Here is a 15412-nt window from a genome sequence, read left to right on the forward strand (position 1 = left end):
TGGTCTCCTACCGGCCGGTGAGATCGTTCAGGGCGTTCTCGAGTACGTCGAGGCCGTCGTTCAACAGGGCGTCGTCGATCACCAGCGGCGGCAGCAGTCGGATGACGTTGCCGTACGTCCCGCAGGACAGCAGCACCAGACCTTGGGTCAGGCACGCGGCGACCAGAGCCTTGGTGAGCTCCGGATTCGGTTCTGTGCCGCCGGGTTTGACGAGTTCGATGGCGAGCATCGCGCCCCTGCCGCGGACCTCACCGATCTCCGGCGTCACCGACGCCATCGCGCGGAGGCGGCCCCCGGCGAGCTCTTCGATGTGGCGGGCGCGGGCGGGCAGATCGAGTTCGGTCATCACGTCCATGGCGGCGAGAGCGGCGGCACAGGCCACCGGGTTGCCACCGTAGGTCCCACCGAGTCCACCGGCGTGCACGGCGTCGAGCAGGTCCGCACGACCGGTCAGGGCAGACAGCGGCATCCCGCCGGCGATGCCCTTGGCCATGGTCACCAGATCGGGCACGATGCCCTCGTGGTCGCTGGCGAACCAGGCGCCCGTGCGGGCGAAACCGCTCTGAACCTCGTCCGCGATGAACACGATTCCGTTGGCTCGCGCCCAACCAGCAAGTGCCATCAGGAATCCCGGCGCGGGGACGATGAAGCCGCCCTCGCCCTGGATTGGCTCGATGATGATCGCCGCGAGCTGGTCGCCGCCGATCTGCTTGTCCATCATCGAGATCGCGCGCTTGGCCGCTTCGGCACCGTCGAGTCCGTCGCGATAGGGATACGACATCGGGATCCGATAGACCTCCGGCGCGAACGGGCCGAAACCATACTTGTACGGCATCGTTTTCGCGGTCAGCGCCATCGTCAGGTTGGTGCGACCGTGATAGGCGTGATCGAACGCCACCACCGCGTCGCGGCCGGTGGCCAAGCGCGCCACCTTGATCGCGTTCTCCACGGCCTCGGCGCCCGAGTTGAACAGCACCGTGCGCTTCTGATGGTCGCCAGGTGTCAGATGGTTGAGTCTTTCCGCGACTGCGACGTATCCCTCGTAGGGAGTGACCATGAAGCAGGTGTGGGTGAAGTGGCTCGCCTGCTCGGCGACAGCGGCGGCCACGGCGGCGTTGCCCGCTCCCACCGTCGTCACCGCGATGCCTGATCCGAAGTCGATCAACGAGTTGCCATCGACGTCGACGATGACTCCACCGTCGGCGTCTGCGGCGTAGACCGGGACACTCGACCCGACTCCGCCGGCGACGGCCATCGCTCGACGGCCCTGCAACTCTGAGGATTTCGGACCGGGTAGGGCCGTGACCAGGTTTCGCTGCTGAGGCAGCCGGTACTGGGGCGCTGTCACGGCGGTCATTCGATCGAGCTCATGACGTGCTTGATGCGGGTGTAGTCCTCGACGCCGTACGACGAGAGGTCCTTGCCGTAGCCCGAGTTCTTGAAGCCGCCGTGGGGCATCTCTGCGACCAGCGGGATGTGGCAGTTGACCCACACGCAACCGAAGTCGAGGCCCGCGGTCATCCGGCCGACGGTGCCGTTGTCTGTCGTCCACACGCTGGAGGCCAGGCCGTAACTGACATCGTTCGAGAACTCCAGTGCCTGCGCCTCGTCGTCGAACGCCTGCACCGTGACGACGGGCCCGAAGGTCTCGTCCTGCACCAGCGAGTCGCTTTGACGGACCCCGGTGATCACGGTCGGTTCGACGTAGAACCCCTTGTCGCCCTTACGCTTGCCGCCGGTCACCACCGTGGCGTGGGATGGTACCGAGTCGAGGATCGAGGTCACCTTGGTGAAGTGGTTGATGTTGTTGAGCGGCGGCACGGTGGTGTCCTTGGCCTTCTCGATCAGGGCGTCGACGAACTTGTCGTGGATCGAGGAATGCACGAGGATCCGGGTGACCGCAGTGCAGTCCTGACCCGCGTTGAAGAACGACGCGTCGCCGATGCCGTCGACGGCCTTGTCCAGGTCGGCGTCGGCGAACACCACTGCGGGCGCCTTGCCGCCGAGTTCGAGGTGGGCGCGCTTGAGGTTCTGCGCCGCCGACACGGCCACCGCGATCCCTGCGCGTACCGAGCCGGTGATCGACACCATGCTCGGCGTCTTGTGTCCGACGAGGGCCGCTCCGGTAGCGCCGTTACCGAGCACCACGTTCAGGACGCCGTCGGGCAGGATGCTCTTGGAGATCTCCGCGAGCACGAGCGTCGATTCCGGGGTGGTGTCCGACGGTTTGAGGACGACGGTGTTGCCCGCGGCGATGGCGGGGCCGATCTTCCACAGCGCCATCATCAAGGGGTAGTTCCACGGCGTCACCTGAGCGACGACACCGACCGGCTCACGCCGGACGTACGAGGTGAAACCCTCCATGTACTCGCCGACCGACTTGCCCTCGAGCAGGCGGGCGGCACCCGCGAAGAAGCGGATCTGGTCGGCGCCGACGGTGACCTCCTCGTCGGCGATCTGATCGTCCGGCTGGCCGGTGTTGCGAGCCTGCGCCGCGACCAACTTGTCCGAGCTCGCCTCGATGGCGTCGGCGAGCTTCAGCAGCGCCGTCTGCCGTGTCTTCGGCGTCGTCTTGCCCCAGGTCTCGAATGCCTTCGCGGCGGCGGACATGGCGGCGTCGACATCGGCGTCCGACGAGATGGGTGAGGTGCCCACCACCGATTCGTCGGTGGGGTTGATGAGGTCCAACGTCTCCGTGCCGGTGGACGCCACGAACTCTCCGTTGATGTAGTTCTTCAAGATCTGATTGGCCATAACACCAGGTCACTCTCGGTTGGGGGCGGTTAGTGGCAAGCGATGGTCTCAGTCTTCGCCGACGAGCCCGTGTGCGGACCTGACAGAACGTCCAGTGATGCCGCTCAGGCACTACTATTTGTCCAATGCGAACCAAGTCTGTGCAGGTATACGCCGCCGTGAATGGGCTCAGCAAAGTCGCGATGCCGTGACGACCACGGTGCGCTGGCTGCTGGCCCAGCGCGATCTGCAGCTGACCCTCCTCGGCGGCGCAGCCGGTCAGGATCGCGACATCGACTGCGCTCTCAGTTCAGAGCTGCCGGCGCCGCACGAGTGGCTGGCAGGCGGGGAACTGTTACTCACCACCGGGTTGCGTCTCCCGGAGTCGACGCGGGATCGGCGCACCTATCTGACGCGCCTTGATGAGACCCGGATCGCCGGCGTCGGGTTCGGTGTCGGCCTGGGGTTCGACGACGTCCCCGAGGATCTCGTCGAGATCGCCAACGATCTCGGATTGCCGCTGATCAAGGTGCCCCTGCCGGTGCCGTTCTCGGCGATCGCTCGCACTGTGCTCGACCGCATCGCTGCGCAGCGGTTCGACCAGTTCGTGCGGGCGTCGCATACCCAGCCACGGATCACCCGGGCGGTGATCGCAGGCGGGATGCCGGCTGTCGTGCGCGAACTCGCCGACGCGATCGAGCAGACTGTCGTGCTGCTCGACCGCGAACAGCAGGTGGTCAGTGCGCGACCGCAGGCCGTGTCCGCCGACGAGCTGGCAACGGTGCGCGCCCAGATCAGCCGTGATCCCGCCGCATCGAGCGGCGTCACGATGACCGACGAGCACGTGATCACGGTGCAGCGAATCAGTGTGTCCGGCAATGTCTTCGGTCATCTGGTCGTGCTCGGAGATACCCCGCTCGGCGACCTCGAACGGGTGCTGGTGGGTCATGCCACGTCGCTGCTCAGTCTCGAACAAGCGAAGCCGGGGCAGGTCCTGCGCGATCAGCAGGCGCTGCACGCCGACGCGCTGACGATGGCCATGGCCGGCCCGCCTCCTGCCGCGGCCCGCAACATCGTCTTGCGAGCCGCAGACCGCGAGGGTCGGGTTCGGGCCGCCGTCGTCCAGTACTCCGGTGTCGGCGGTGCCCAGCGGGCCGCGGCGTCCATCGCCGTCGAACTCCAATCGCGTTGGCGTCCGGTCTTTGTCGAGCAGAGTGGTAGCGAGGTGGTCGTCTTGTTGCGGGGGGAGGACCAGCGCGGGTTCGCCGAATCGGTGCTCGGCATGGTGGGGGTCCAGGGGGCGCGAGGCGGTCTCGGGACCGTGGCGTCGGTCGACGAGATCGCCGACTCCGTGCGGCAAGCCCGGCTCAGCTGCGTGGTCGCGGCGGAAGGCGAGGTGGTCGATCTGCTTGCGCAGGGGTCGGTGCTGTCCCTCGAACCGGTTCGTCGGGCCTTCAGCGGTGCCCACGACACTGTCCTCGGGCCGCTACTCGAGTACGACCGCACCCACGAGGGTGGTCTCGTCGCGACCCTGCGCGGTTACCTGCTGGCCAATGGCCACTGGGAGACCGCCGCTGCGACGGTAGGGGTGCATCGGCACACGCTGCGCAACCGGGTCGACCGCATCGAGGGTTTGCTTCGGGTTGACCTGACCGATGCCCGTACCCGAGCCGAGCTGTTGCTGATCATCCTCGCCGACCCTCGTTGACCTACTGACCGGTCGGAGGCGGGTGGTTCGGGACGACATTCACTGCCGAAGTCGGAGGTAGTCACAGTTCCTCCGACTGTCGTCAGGTCCTCCGGTTGCAGTCGGAGGATGTGGCTGGTGTCGGAGGAAGTATCGAATCCTCCGGTTTTGGCAGTGTCTCTCGAGCCCTAGACGCGTTGTCCCGGATGCCCGGTGGGCGCGGTGCCAGTCACAAGGTTGGTAATCACAAGCCCACGCCGGGCCAGCCAGGGGACGGCGGCAACGGTGGAACTGGTTCGGCACGTGGATACGGTTCTGCTGGAAGAGTTGGTAGTCCTGTGAGATCGTGGTCGCATTGCTGGCTGAGGGATGGCTGGCCGTCAATATCGTCCGCGAAAAGGTCGAATACGGTCACTTTCCAATCGCCGAAGACGTCCGTTGTGGGTGCCCGAAATCGTCCGCGCTCACCTTCGGGCGGCGGCGAGCCGCCGGTCTCGAATGCGATGAGCACTGGTTGAGGTGCCCAGGCTCCGTGTTCCCACCCCTCTTTCTGCCGAATGCTTGCTTCGCCATAGCGGCACAGTGTGATTCGAGTGGAATTACTGCCTGATTGGCGACGGAGCAGGCGGTAATAGACTGTGCTCTTGAACGTCAGTGCCAATTGGTCGAGCTTGAGCATCATGTCGATGTTGGGCGGGGATGCGTCTGCGAAACCGGGATAGCCCCATTCGGTGCCGATCCCGTCGCGTGCCAACTCGTAGGATTCGACGCAGGCACGTACGAAGGTTCCTTCTGGGCTCAGTGGGTCGAACTCCGGGGTGGTTATCCATCGGAATGAGAGATCGATCCCACGTGGCTGCCTGTGCTCGGCTGGGCTGAGCATAGTGGGTGGGCTCGGTATCACTGCTGAACCGCAGGCTGTCAGCGTCAGAACGATGAGAAGACTCAACGCTCGCAGCGTTGGGGTTCTGGTAACCGACTTAGTCACGGCGCTACGCGCATGAGACTGGTAGTTCACAAGCTTGCGTCCGGCCATCCGGGGGATGGTGGGAGAGGTGGAACAGGTTCTGATCGCTGTGCAGGTTCGGTGGGAAGAGGTGGAATGCCGGATAGAGTGGCGGCGCAGAGTGAATAGTCCGGCGTCTTGCCAATATGGGGGTCGGTCGGAACGAAATCGATCTCGGTAACCTTCCAGTCGCCGAATACGTTTGTGACAGGTGCGCGTCGGGGCCCGCGTTGATGGGCTGGCGGTTGCGCACCAGTCGTGTTTACGTTCAGCAAAACTGGACGTGGAGGCCAGTCGTCGAACGTCGAACCGTTGCCTTCTGGGAAGGTCGCGTATCCGTACCGGCAGAGGGTGATTTTCATCGACGAGACTTCATATTTGCGGTGGAGGAGTCGATAGAAGAAGGTCCCTGTGAATCGGAGGCCGAGATCGTCGTTCGCGAGCACTGAATCGATGTCGGGAGGAGATGCTGCCGCGAAACCGGGGTAGCCCCAGGTAGTGTCTTGACCGTTACGCGCGTGCTCGTACGATTCGACGTAGGCTCGTACAAACAAGCCCTCGGGACTCATCAGGTCGAAGTCGGGGGTTGGTAGCCATTGGAAAGTGGTGTTGATCCCAATGGGCTGCGACTGTTCGGGCGGTGTCTGCGTTCTGGACGCGTCTAGCGATCTGGGAGCAGCTGTACTGCAGGCAGCCAGGACGAATGCAACTGAAATTATTGCCAGACTTGGCCCCACCGAACGCGATCTGCCCACCCTCATTCGCTTCATGTTTCGAAAATTGCTATCGACATTCTCGCCGACCCATTGACCTGTTCTGCTCAATCCAACTGCAATTATGGGTGGACGACGCGAAACGGTTGGGCGAACGTGGAAGTCGTTAATTCTGCCGTCCGGGCCATTAATCCGCAGATTGTCAAAGTACAACATAGGGTCTTGCGAACGTACTGCTCTTGACGGCGATTGGTCCCGCATATCTCTGCGCGGCAACAATATGTTCATGGATGGTGAGACTTGGTGGTTCATAGTCCTGTGCCTGGCCAGCCCGGCGACGGTGGCAACGGTGCAATCGGGTGGTCCTGATAGGTGTGCTTGAGGGCGGGGAGGCGCGGGATACCGGTGAGGTCGGTTTCGCACGACGCGTAGTCAGGTGTGTCTCCACCGATCGGGTCTCGGGGGACAAAGTTGAACTCGGTAACATTCCAGTTGCCGAAGACGTTCGAGCCAGGCGCTTTGTGGGATCCGCGCTGCCCGACGGGCGGCGGGGGGCCATTGGTTGCGAATGAGACGAGGAGTGGGTGTGGGTTGAACGAACGCACCCCCCACTGCGGCCCCGCCGTAGAAGCGGTCTCTTGCGGCCGGGTGCCGTAGGACCAGTCCCCGGTGGAAGAAGCATAGCCATATCGGCAGAGTGTGAGGGTGACGACGTTGCCGTGCATTTCGCGGCGGAGTGTTCGATAGAAGAGGGTTCCGGTGAACTTGAGGTTGGACGATTGGCGCTGGATCAGCCAGCTGATGTCCGGTAAAGATGCTGCTATAAAGCCCGGATAGCCCCAGGCGATGCTGCCTCCGTCGCGGGCAAGTTCGTGCGATTCGATGTAGGCGCGCACGAAGGTGCCCTCAGCGCTCATCGGGTCGAAAGTGGCTGTTGGGATCCATTGGAAAGTGATGTCGAAACCGGGAGGCTGTTCTGGGTGGCTGAATGGGGACGATCGGACCGGAGGCCCGGGTTCTTCAGAGCAACAGGCGGTCGAGAATATCGAAATGATGACCGCGAGGAGCAAGAGAGCCTGTCGTCGCTGACCGCGCATTTTCGCTACCATTCTTTTGGCTCCAGGCCGTTCGATCGAGCCTGCTCGAACTGTAGAAGGGAAAGCCCGAGGACCGCCGTCGTATCCTGCTCGAAGATCAAAGAGTCCTTGCCTTCGAGGTTTATCGTGCCATCCGTTCCGAAGTACGAAGCCAACCCAGGGTGTGAACGAATGTCCGGGTTGTGAACGGCATACCTGTTCAGTATGTCGACATACCGGTCCGTCGTCGTTGTCGAGCTGTCGAGCTGTGCCTTTATCAGGTCGAAGCTTTTGTCTGCGCCGATCTTGCTGACGTCAGGCGGATCGCCGATGGCCTCGAGTTTCACCCAAGGTGCGGCAGTGTCCATCACGGCTTTCGCTACAGCAGCCATTGGAATGGAGCCGACAACTGCTTTTCCGGAGTCGAACAATCCGCCCTTGTTGGCGTAGTCGACAGTCGCAGCGTACCTTTCGCCAGCCGCGTCCTCTGCTTTCTGCGCTTCGAGTCCCGAGTACATCGCGCCTTCGATACGCCCTGCCACTGCACCGAGGTTGCTCTGACTCAAGTCTTCACCAAAGGTCGATTCCGCGTAGCTGATGGTCTGGGCGGCAGCAGTATTGAATGTACGACCAGCGTCTGCGTCCGTGTCCATCACCTGGAACAGTTTTGACATCTGGTCGGCGTGCTCAAACACGTCCGCTCCATTTGTTGTGAACAGCCCGTCGGGTGCGCCGGCCAAATCACCGATCTGAGGAGCGATCGCATCAGCCAGGGTGCGAGTCAGCTCAGGGTTCACCTCACCCAGGGCCGCGGTCCCGATGACCTCCACCAGGGAGTCCCTGTTCTCCGCGATTACTCTGGCGAGTTCACTGCCGGATTCACCGGCCCGCCAGGACTCCGCGACGGTATTCGCCGTGGAACCTTCGGGTGCGGCGGCGGAATCGCCGATCCACTTGAAAAGATTGTTGGGTCCGGAGTCTTCGCCGCCGGCCCCATCCGCCCAATCAAAGGTCATAAGATTGGCCATAGCCTTGCTCGCGTTGTAATCGCTAGTTGTACCGTCAATGTTGATGGTGTCCGGCATGGCGGATGTGACCCCAGGTCCTCCGCTGCGGCCAGTCATCAGGGCATCATGCACTGCGATGTGGTCGTTACCGGCGACGGAGGTAGTCTTCGTCAGCACGTCCTGCACGTCTGCAAAGCTGGTGAAGTCTCTGCCGGTTCCGTACAGACCAGCCGGATTGTCTGCGGCACCGGCTATTTCGCTACTGCGAACAATGAGTGCGCGGTCGATATCGCTGCCGAGCTGCACGTTGGGGTCCCCGTGGCCAAGGACGTCCGCAATTGTCTCGAGTTTGGTCAGTGTGGGAAAGTCGCGCGCCTGGAATGAAGTTGTGCTTGTTCCTGCATGCTGAGTGATCAGGGTGCTCCGAACCGGGTTCTGCGTCAACGGATCCCGAATAGCACTGGGCACCTGCGTCAGCCCGCCACGAATGTAGGAGGGCGGCGCAGGCTGACCGGTGACGTTGCTGACGATCGGACCGAACCAGTTGTCCACCCGTTGATCCGTCCGCACATGGGGGTTCGACAGCAGCTGTAGCCCGTCGGCCAGTGCGGCTTTCATCGCCGGATCATTGCCGCCAAAGGCGGTGAACCCCTCCAGTCCTTGCTTGTTCAGCTCACCGTAGAAGCCCTGTAGGTACTCGAATTGGCCTTTGGTGATCACCGCATCATTGCCCTGGATCAAGGCATCTCGCTGCTCGAGGGAGAGGTCCGTCGCGGCCTCGAACCTGGCCTTCTGTTGCGGGGTGGCGGTGCCGCCTGCGATTGCCGCGACATCGCGTGCCGCCTGCTGCCTCGACATCCCCGCGGTGAGCGGAGCATTGACTTCGGCATTGCTGAACGCGTCGGCCAACGCCGTCGCACCGGCCTGATCGTCGATGCCCATCTGATCGGCGAGGGCCTGCAGCGAAATCGTCGAATTGATGGCGTCGTTGACTCGCCGGTCACGCTCGGCGATCAGTTTGTTGTACTCGGCGCTGCCCTGCTCGGCTGCTGCAATGGCGCCCGCGTAGTTTCGCGTCTCGTGGACGGACCAGTCGTCGTCGACGCGGAAATCGTCTTGCTCGAGACCATCGACGCGCGACAACGCGGTGGATCGGTTCGGTGAGATCGCGTTGGCGGTGTTGTTCAAGATGTTGCCGGCGCGGTCGATGTCGGAGCCGAGTTTGTTGATCTCCGCCTGGTCGGACAATGCACGTTCCTCACAGGCACGCTGCGATTCACCGACCCATTTCCCGGCCGCGTCCTGTGCGGCGTCGAGCATCGTCTGCGTCTGGGTCCGCAGATCGGACGCACCGTCGATGAGGCCGGCAGCCTGTGTCCGCAGCGCCGACAGGTTCCATCCGGTCACGGTGGACTTGGAGGGACGCCCCATCAGAAGTCGCCCAACGCGCGGAACCCGCTCGCCGACTCCTCCTCGGTATCGATCAGGTCGATGCCGGTATCCGTGCAAGCATTGCCGATCTGCTCGACGCGGCCCGCAGCCCTGCTCAACAAGTCGACCAAGAGATCGTCTTTACCCGCGCACGCGCCCGCGAGGGCCGACCCGGTCATCGCGCTCGCCACTGCTGCAAACCCGGGTGCCACCGTGATCCCTCGGACCTCACCGGCGATGGTGGTCATCTTGGTGCCGACCCCGTGAATGGTGTCGACCTCGTCAACCGCGAACAGTTCCCCCACAACAAGCCCCCCGGCCTCGATTGTCTGCACGGATCGTAATTCATGCCGCCCACGAACGTGTTGCCGGCGACCCCCGCCCACCCGTTTTCGCGTGCCCCACTCGAAATTACTGGTGGGCGGCGCAAAAACGGGTGGGTGAAGGCGGCGATGACGGGTGGTTCTGGCGACCCCCACCTGGGAAAACGTTCGCCAGAAGGGCACATCATCGGAAGGGCGGGGGTTGCATGGGACGGGTCACATCGCAGCGTTTGCCACACTGGAGGTCGTGTCGTATGCCACCGATCGTTCAGCGCAACTCTTCGAGCGCGCCTCCCGCGCCATTCCAGGCGGCGTCAACTCGCCCGTTCGAGCCTTCAGTGCCGTCGGAGGGACCCCACGGTTCATCTCCAGCGCCTCGGGTTACCGCCTGAACGACGCCGATGGCAACAGCTACGTCGACCTCGTCTCCAGCTGGGGGCCGATGATCCTGGGCCATGCCCACCCCGCGATCGTCGAGGCGGTACAGCAGGCCGCGACCACGGGTCTGTCGTTCGGTGCACCGACCGAGGCAGAGATCGACCTCGCCGAGGAGATCATCAAGCGCGTCGACCCGGTGGAGCAGGTTCGGCTGGTCAACTCTGGAACCGAGGCGACGATGTCGGCGGTCCGACTCGCGCGTGGATTCACCGGCCGCACGAAGATCATCAAGTTCTCCGGCTGCTACCACGGCCACGTCGACGCCCTGCTCGCCGACGCGGGCTCCGGCGTCGCCACGCTGGGCCTGCCGACCTCGCCCGGCGTCACCGGCGCCCAGGCCCAGGACACCATCGTCCTGCCGTACAACGACCTCGATGCCGTCCGTGAGACGTTTGCGACCTACCCCGGTGAGATCGCCGCGATCATCACCGAGGCCGCCGCGGGCAACATGGGCGCGATTGCCCCGCGCGACGGCTTCAACCAGGGCCTCAGAGACATCACGTCCAAAGACGGCGCACTTCTGATCATCGACGAGGTGATGACCGGCTTCCGCGTGAGCAAGGCGGGCTGGTTCGGACTCGAGGGTGTCGCGGGCGACCTCTACACCTTCGGCAAGGTGATGAGCGGTGGCCTGCCTGCCGCTGCGTTCGGTGGCCGCGCCGACATCATGGCCTACCTCGCTCCGGCCGGTCCGGTCTACCAAGCAGGCACCCTGTCCGGAAACCCCGTTGCGGTCGCCGCCGGACTGGCGACCCTGCGACACGCCGACGACGCCGTCTACGCCGCGCTCGACGCCAATTCCAAGCAACTGGGCGACCTCATCGGCAAGGCTTTGACGGCCGAGGGCGTCGGCCACCGGGTGCAGTACGCCGGGAACCTCGTCAGCGTGTTCTTCACAACTGACCCGAGCACGCCCATCACCGACTACGCGGGCGTCAAAAACTCCGAGACCTGGCGTTTTGCGCCGTTCTTCCATGCCCTGCTCGACGCGGGGGTCTACCCGCCGCCGAGCGCCTTCGAGGCTTGGTTTGTATCCGCGGCGCTGGACAGGGATGCTTTCGGTGTCATCGCCGATGCACTTCCGGCGGCTGCGACCGCAGCTGCACGTGCTCGGAAGGAGAATTGATGCAGCAGCGCACCATCGTGCACATGATGCGGCACGGGGAAGTACACAACCCCGACGGCATCCTCTACGGTCGCCTTCCGGGTTTCCACCTGTCCGACCTCGGTGCCGCGCAGGCCCAGAAGGTCGCCGACGCGCTCGCCGATCACGACATCACCCACGTCTTCGCCTCACCGCTGCAGCGCGCCCAGGAGACGGCGACCCCGGTCGCGACGTCCCACGGACTCGAGATCATCACCGACGACGGGCTCATCGAGGCCGACAACACCTTCGAAGGACTCCGGGTCTCGGTCGGCGATGGCGCTCTGCGACGGCCCAGGCACTGGGCCAAGCTCCGCGACCCGTTCACCCCGAGCTGGGGCGAGCCGTACATCCAATTGGCCCATCGCATGCTGGCAGTGGCCAACAAGGCCCGCGAAGAGGCCAAGGGTCACGAGGCGATCTGCGTGAGCCACCAGTTGCCTGTCTACACACTGCGCAGATTCCTTGAAGGACAACGTCTCTGGCACGATCCGCGTAAGCGGCAATGCTCGCTCGCCTCGTTGACGAGCCTGTTGTACGACGGAGATGCACTGGTCGACATCGTGTACTCCGAACCGGCCGGTGCCTCGGATCCGCTCGCCACGGGAGCCTGAGGGAGCCCGGTAGATTCTGATGGAGCAGTAGATCTTGATGGAGTCCGGCCGTGAGCGCAGTGGTACGCGCATGTTGGCCCCTTTGGGTTGGCGACTGTGTTGGTTGATCGTCCTCGCCGTCGCCACGCTCGTCGTGATGACCGCGTGCAGCACAGGTGACGACGCTGTGCGACAGGGCGATACGTTCGAGTTCGTCTCGCCGGGCGGCAAGACCGTGATCTTCTACGATCCGCCTGCCGAGCGCGGCACCGTGTCGAACATCTCGGGGCCGGATCTGCTCGACGACAGCAAGACGATCAGCCTCGACGACTTCGCCGGTCAAGTGGTCGTGATCAACGTATGGGGGTCGTGGTGTGGGCCTTGCCGGGGTGAGGCAGAAGCACTCGAAGAGGTCTACGCCAACACGAAGGACTCCGGGGTCGCGTTCCTGGGAATCGATTTCCGTGATCGCCAGGACTCGGCCCGCGACTTCGTCGAAGACCGTCAGGTCACCTACCCGTCGATCTTCGACTATCCGGGACGCACACTGGCCAAGCTGACGACCCCGACCTCGGTGGTTCCCACCACGCTGGTCCTCGACCGCGACCATCGGGCCGCAGCAGTGTTCCTCAAGGCGATCACTGCCGAAGAGTTGCAGCCGGTTGTCGAGCGGATCGCCGCCGAGAAGAGCTGATTGCGGTGATTTCGGCGACGACGAACCTGGCGGGTGTGGGAGAGAGCTTCTCCGACACCGTTTCCAGCGGTCCGCTGTTGCTCGCCCTGGGTGCCTGCATGCTCGCCGGTCTGGTGTCGTTCGCCTCACCGTGCGTGGTCCCGCTGGTGCCCGGATATCTGTCGTATCTCGCCGGATTGGTCGGTGCGGAGGCGCCTGCCACCTCGGCGCAGGAATCGCGAAAGGCCGGCAGGCTCAGGGTCACCGGTGCGGCGTTGCTGTTCGTGCTCGGGTTCACGGTCGTCTTCGTACTGGCGACCGCGTCGGTGTTCGGTATCACCACCACGTTCATCCTCAATCGTGAACTGCTGCAACGGGTCGGCGGAGTGATCACGATCATCATGGGTCTGGTTTTCATCGGACTCATCCCGATCCTGCAACGCGACGCCAGGTTCCATCCTCGGCTGGTGTCGAATCTTGTCGGTGCGCCGATGCTCGGCGCGGTCTTCGCCCTCGGGTGGACGCCGTGCCTGGGTCCGACGCTCGCCGCGGTCATCACCACCGCCAGCGGAACCGAGGGCGCCACCGCGGCCCGCGGGGTGACGCTGATCATCTTCTACTGCCTCGGCCTGGGGTTGCCGTTCGTGCTGCTCGCCTTCGGTTCGGCCTGGGCTCTGCGGGCCGTGGGCTGGATGCGGAACCACGCCCGGGCCATCCAGATCTTCGGAGGTGTACTACTGGTTGTCGTGGGAGTGGCACTGGTGACCGGACTGTGGGATCAGTTCATCGTCTGGGTCCGCGACGCGTTCGTCACCGACACGGTGTTGCCGATATGACGGCCACCGCGACTCGCTCGCCGCAGCCGGGCAAGCTCCCGCGGCCCAACCCGATCAAGCGATACGTCCTCTGGCCTGCACGTAACCTGTGGCGCTCGCTGACATCCATGCGCACGGCGCTCGCGCTGCTGTTCTTGCTCGCCTTGGCGGCCGTGCCCGGCGCGCTGCTCCCACAGCGATCGCTGAACGAGACCAAGACCGAGCAGTACATCGCCGATCACGGTGTCGTCGGAGAGTTCTTCGACAAGATCGGCATGTACGAGGTCTTCTCCAGCATCTGGTTCACCGCCATCTATGCGCTGTTGTTCATCTCACTCGTCGGCTGCCTGACGCCGCGCATGATCGAGCACGCGAAGTCCCTACGCGCTCGACCCGTGCCCGCCCCGCGCAACCTGGCGCGCCTGCCGCGCCACGAGAGCCACGAGATCGATGGCACCCCCGATGAGATCGCCGCCAAGATCAACGGCGGGCTGCGCGGCTGGCGCAAGACCACCCGCACCGTCGAACGCAAGCAGGCCGACGGCACCGTGGTCACGGTCGTCGAGGTCTCCGCCGAAAAGGGATACCTGCGCGAATTCGGCAACCTGGTGTTCCACTTCGCGTTGCTCGCACTGCTCGTCGCAATAGCGGCCGGCAAGATGTTCGGCTACGAGGGCACCCGAATCCTGGTGGCGGACGGTCAGGAAGGCCTCTGCAACACCTCGACCGCGGTGTACGACTCGTTCCGGGCAGGCAACCTCGTCGACGGCACCAACCTCAACGAGTTCTGCATGCAGATCGACTCGTTCGACGCCGACTTCCTGCCCAGCGGCCAGCCCGACATGTACAGCGCGAAGATCCGCTACCAGGTCGGCGAAGACATCGACAACAACGAGTGGCAAGAGAGCGATGTCCAGGTGAATCATCCGCTGCGCATCGCGGGTGACCGGATCTACCTGCTGGGCAACGGTTTCGCACCGACGTTCACGGTCACGTTCCCGAACGGGGAGACCCGGACCCAGACCGTGCCCTTCCAGCCCAACGAACTGCAGACGATGATGTCGAGCGGCGCCGCCCGCTTCGACACCCCTGCCGGGCTCTATCCGAACGAGGACGAGCGCCGCAAGCATCAGATCGCCCTAGAGGGTCTTTTCGCGCCGACCGCGGTGTTCCACGGCGGGCTGATGACGTCGTCGTTCCCGCTGCCGGAGAATCCCGCCGTCGCGATCGACGTCTACCAGGGCGACACCGGCCTCGACACCGGCCGGCCACAGAACGTCTTCAGTCTCGACGTCAACTTGATCAATCAGGGTCGACTCCTCAAGAAAGAGCGCGTCAACCTGCAGCAAGGTGAGCAGACGCGACTGGAAGACGGCACCACGGTGCAGTTCGACGGGTACCAGCGGTGGGTCTCGCTTCAGGTGTCGCACGACCCGGCGCAGAACTGGGTGCTGGTGTCGGCAATTGCGATGCTGGCCGGTCTGCTGGTCTCGTTGCTGATCAAACGGCGTCGCGTCTGGGCCAGGATCACGCCTCTGACCGAATCGCGGTCCGGGGATGCCGCGCCGCGGGCCCCGACGTCTGCGGAGGAACCGGCTTCTCACGGCCTGGTCGATCCCTCTACTCTGGGTGTGCGACGGTCTGTAGTAGAGATGGCTGGACTCGCCCGCACCGACCAGGCCGGCTGGGGTGAGGGGTTTCCCGACATGGTGGCCGATCTACTGGGCCTCGAGCGCACGAAGACCCCGAGCGGCACGAACACGAAGTGAGTGA

The 15412-nt window shown here is 64.1% G+C and carries 12 protein-coding genes; 6 read left to right on the forward strand and 6 right to left on the reverse strand.

What is annotated here, in order from left to right:
* Nucleotides 1-7: 7 nt before the first annotated feature.
* Nucleotides 8-1357: a 4-aminobutyrate--2-oxoglutarate transaminase gene (gene gabT, locus J3S28_RS03985; protein ID WP_207837763.1), complete on the reverse strand. Its 1350-nt coding sequence runs from the start codon at nt 1355-1357 to the stop codon at nt 8-10.
* Nucleotides 1354-2754 (reverse strand): aminobutyraldehyde dehydrogenase, encoded by a 1401-nt coding sequence (locus J3S28_RS03990; protein ID WP_207837766.1) that lies wholly within the window; start codon nt 2752-2754, stop codon nt 1354-1356. The genes gabT and J3S28_RS03990 overlap by 4 nt, the downstream gene beginning before the upstream one ends.
* 187 nt (nt 2755-2941) lie before the next feature.
* Between J3S28_RS03990 and J3S28_RS03995 the strand changes: the two genes are divergently transcribed.
* Nucleotides 2942-4441, forward strand: coding sequence for a PucR family transcriptional regulator (locus J3S28_RS03995; RefSeq protein WP_307796813.1), 1500 nt, complete (start codon nt 2942-2944; stop codon nt 4439-4441).
* 223 nt (nt 4442-4664) lie between these two features.
* Here the strand turns inward: J3S28_RS03995 and J3S28_RS04000 are convergent, their stop codons facing one another.
* From J3S28_RS04000 to J3S28_RS04015, 4 genes are all read right to left on the reverse strand, one after another.
* Entirely contained in the window at nt 4665-5456 is a 792-nt protein-coding gene (locus J3S28_RS04000; RefSeq protein ID WP_207837772.1) for a hypothetical protein, read from the reverse strand.
* Between the two features lie 991 nt (nt 5457-6447).
* Nucleotides 6448-7056, reverse strand: a complete 609-nt coding sequence (locus J3S28_RS04005) for a hypothetical protein (protein ID WP_207837774.1) — start codon at nt 7054-7056, stop codon at nt 6448-6450.
* Between the two features lie 185 nt (nt 7057-7241).
* Complete coding sequence (locus tag J3S28_RS04010) at nt 7242-9653, reverse strand: TPR repeat domain-containing protein (protein WP_207837776.1); 2412 nt, start codon at nt 9651-9653, stop codon at nt 7242-7244.
* Nucleotides 9653-9988 carry a hypothetical protein gene (locus J3S28_RS04015; protein WP_207837778.1) on the reverse strand — a complete coding sequence of 112 codons (336 nt, stop codon included), beginning with the start codon at nt 9986-9988 and terminating at the stop codon, nt 9653-9655. Before J3S28_RS04015 ends, J3S28_RS04010 begins: the two co-directional genes overlap by 1 nt.
* Before the next feature lie 226 nt (nt 9989-10214).
* Here J3S28_RS04015 and hemL point away from each other — a divergent pair, with 226 nt between their 5' ends.
* The 5 genes from hemL to resB all read left to right on the forward strand — a co-directional run bounded on the left by hemL (nt 10215) and on the right by resB (nt 15408).
* Nucleotides 10215-11540 (forward strand): glutamate-1-semialdehyde 2,1-aminomutase, encoded by a 1326-nt coding sequence (hemL, locus tag J3S28_RS04020; RefSeq protein WP_207838197.1) that lies wholly within the window; start codon nt 10215-10217, stop codon nt 11538-11540.
* Nucleotides 11540-12172: a histidine phosphatase family protein gene (locus J3S28_RS04025; RefSeq protein WP_084837300.1), complete on the forward strand. Its 633-nt coding sequence runs from the start codon at nt 11540-11542 to the stop codon at nt 12170-12172. The genes hemL and J3S28_RS04025 overlap by 1 nt, the downstream gene beginning before the upstream one ends.
* A 70-nt stretch (nt 12173-12242) precedes the next feature.
* Complete coding sequence (locus J3S28_RS04030; protein ID WP_207837780.1) at nt 12243-12845, forward strand: TlpA family protein disulfide reductase; 603 nt, start codon at nt 12243-12245, stop codon at nt 12843-12845.
* Nucleotides 12846-12850: 5 nt separating this feature from the next.
* Complete coding sequence (locus J3S28_RS04035) at nt 12851-13660, forward strand: cytochrome c biogenesis CcdA family protein (protein ID WP_372435929.1); 810 nt, start codon at nt 12851-12853, stop codon at nt 13658-13660.
* Complete coding sequence (resB, locus tag J3S28_RS04040) at nt 13657-15408, forward strand: cytochrome c biogenesis protein ResB (RefSeq protein ID WP_207837782.1); 1752 nt, start codon at nt 13657-13659, stop codon at nt 15406-15408. The genes J3S28_RS04035 and resB overlap by 4 nt, the downstream gene beginning before the upstream one ends.
* The last annotated feature ends 4 nt before the right edge of the window (nt 15409-15412 follow it).

Source organism: Williamsia soli (assembly GCF_017377795.1).
Lineage (GTDB): Bacteria > Actinomycetota > Actinomycetes > Mycobacteriales > Mycobacteriaceae > Williamsia > Williamsia soli.

Excerpts from the sequence above, each read along its gene's own strand:
- gabT (WP_207837763.1), bottom strand. The coding sequence starts at position 1,357 with ATGACCGCCGTGACAGCGCCCCAGTACCGGCTGCCTCAGCAGCGAAAC.
- J3S28_RS03990 (WP_207837766.1), bottom strand. The coding sequence starts at position 2,754 with ATGGCCAATCAGATCTTGAAGAACTACATCAACGGAGAGTTCGTGGCG.
- J3S28_RS04000 (WP_207837772.1), bottom strand. The coding sequence starts at position 5,456 with ATGGCCGGACGCAAGCTTGTGAACTACCAGTCTCATGCGCGTAGCGCC.
- J3S28_RS04005 (WP_207837774.1), bottom strand. The coding sequence starts at position 7,056 with ATGAGCGCTGAGGGCACCTTCGTGCGCGCCTACATCGAATCGCACGAA.
- J3S28_RS04010 (WP_207837776.1), bottom strand. The coding sequence starts at position 9,653 with ATGGGGCGTCCCTCCAAGTCCACCGTGACCGGATGGAACCTGTCGGCG.
- J3S28_RS04025 (WP_084837300.1), top strand. The coding sequence starts at position 11,540 with ATGCAGCAGCGCACCATCGTGCACATGATGCGGCACGGGGAAGTACAC.
- J3S28_RS04030 (WP_207837780.1), top strand. The coding sequence starts at position 12,243 with ATGTTGGCCCCTTTGGGTTGGCGACTGTGTTGGTTGATCGTCCTCGCC.
- resB (WP_207837782.1), top strand. The coding sequence starts at position 13,657 with ATGACGGCCACCGCGACTCGCTCGCCGCAGCCGGGCAAGCTCCCGCGG.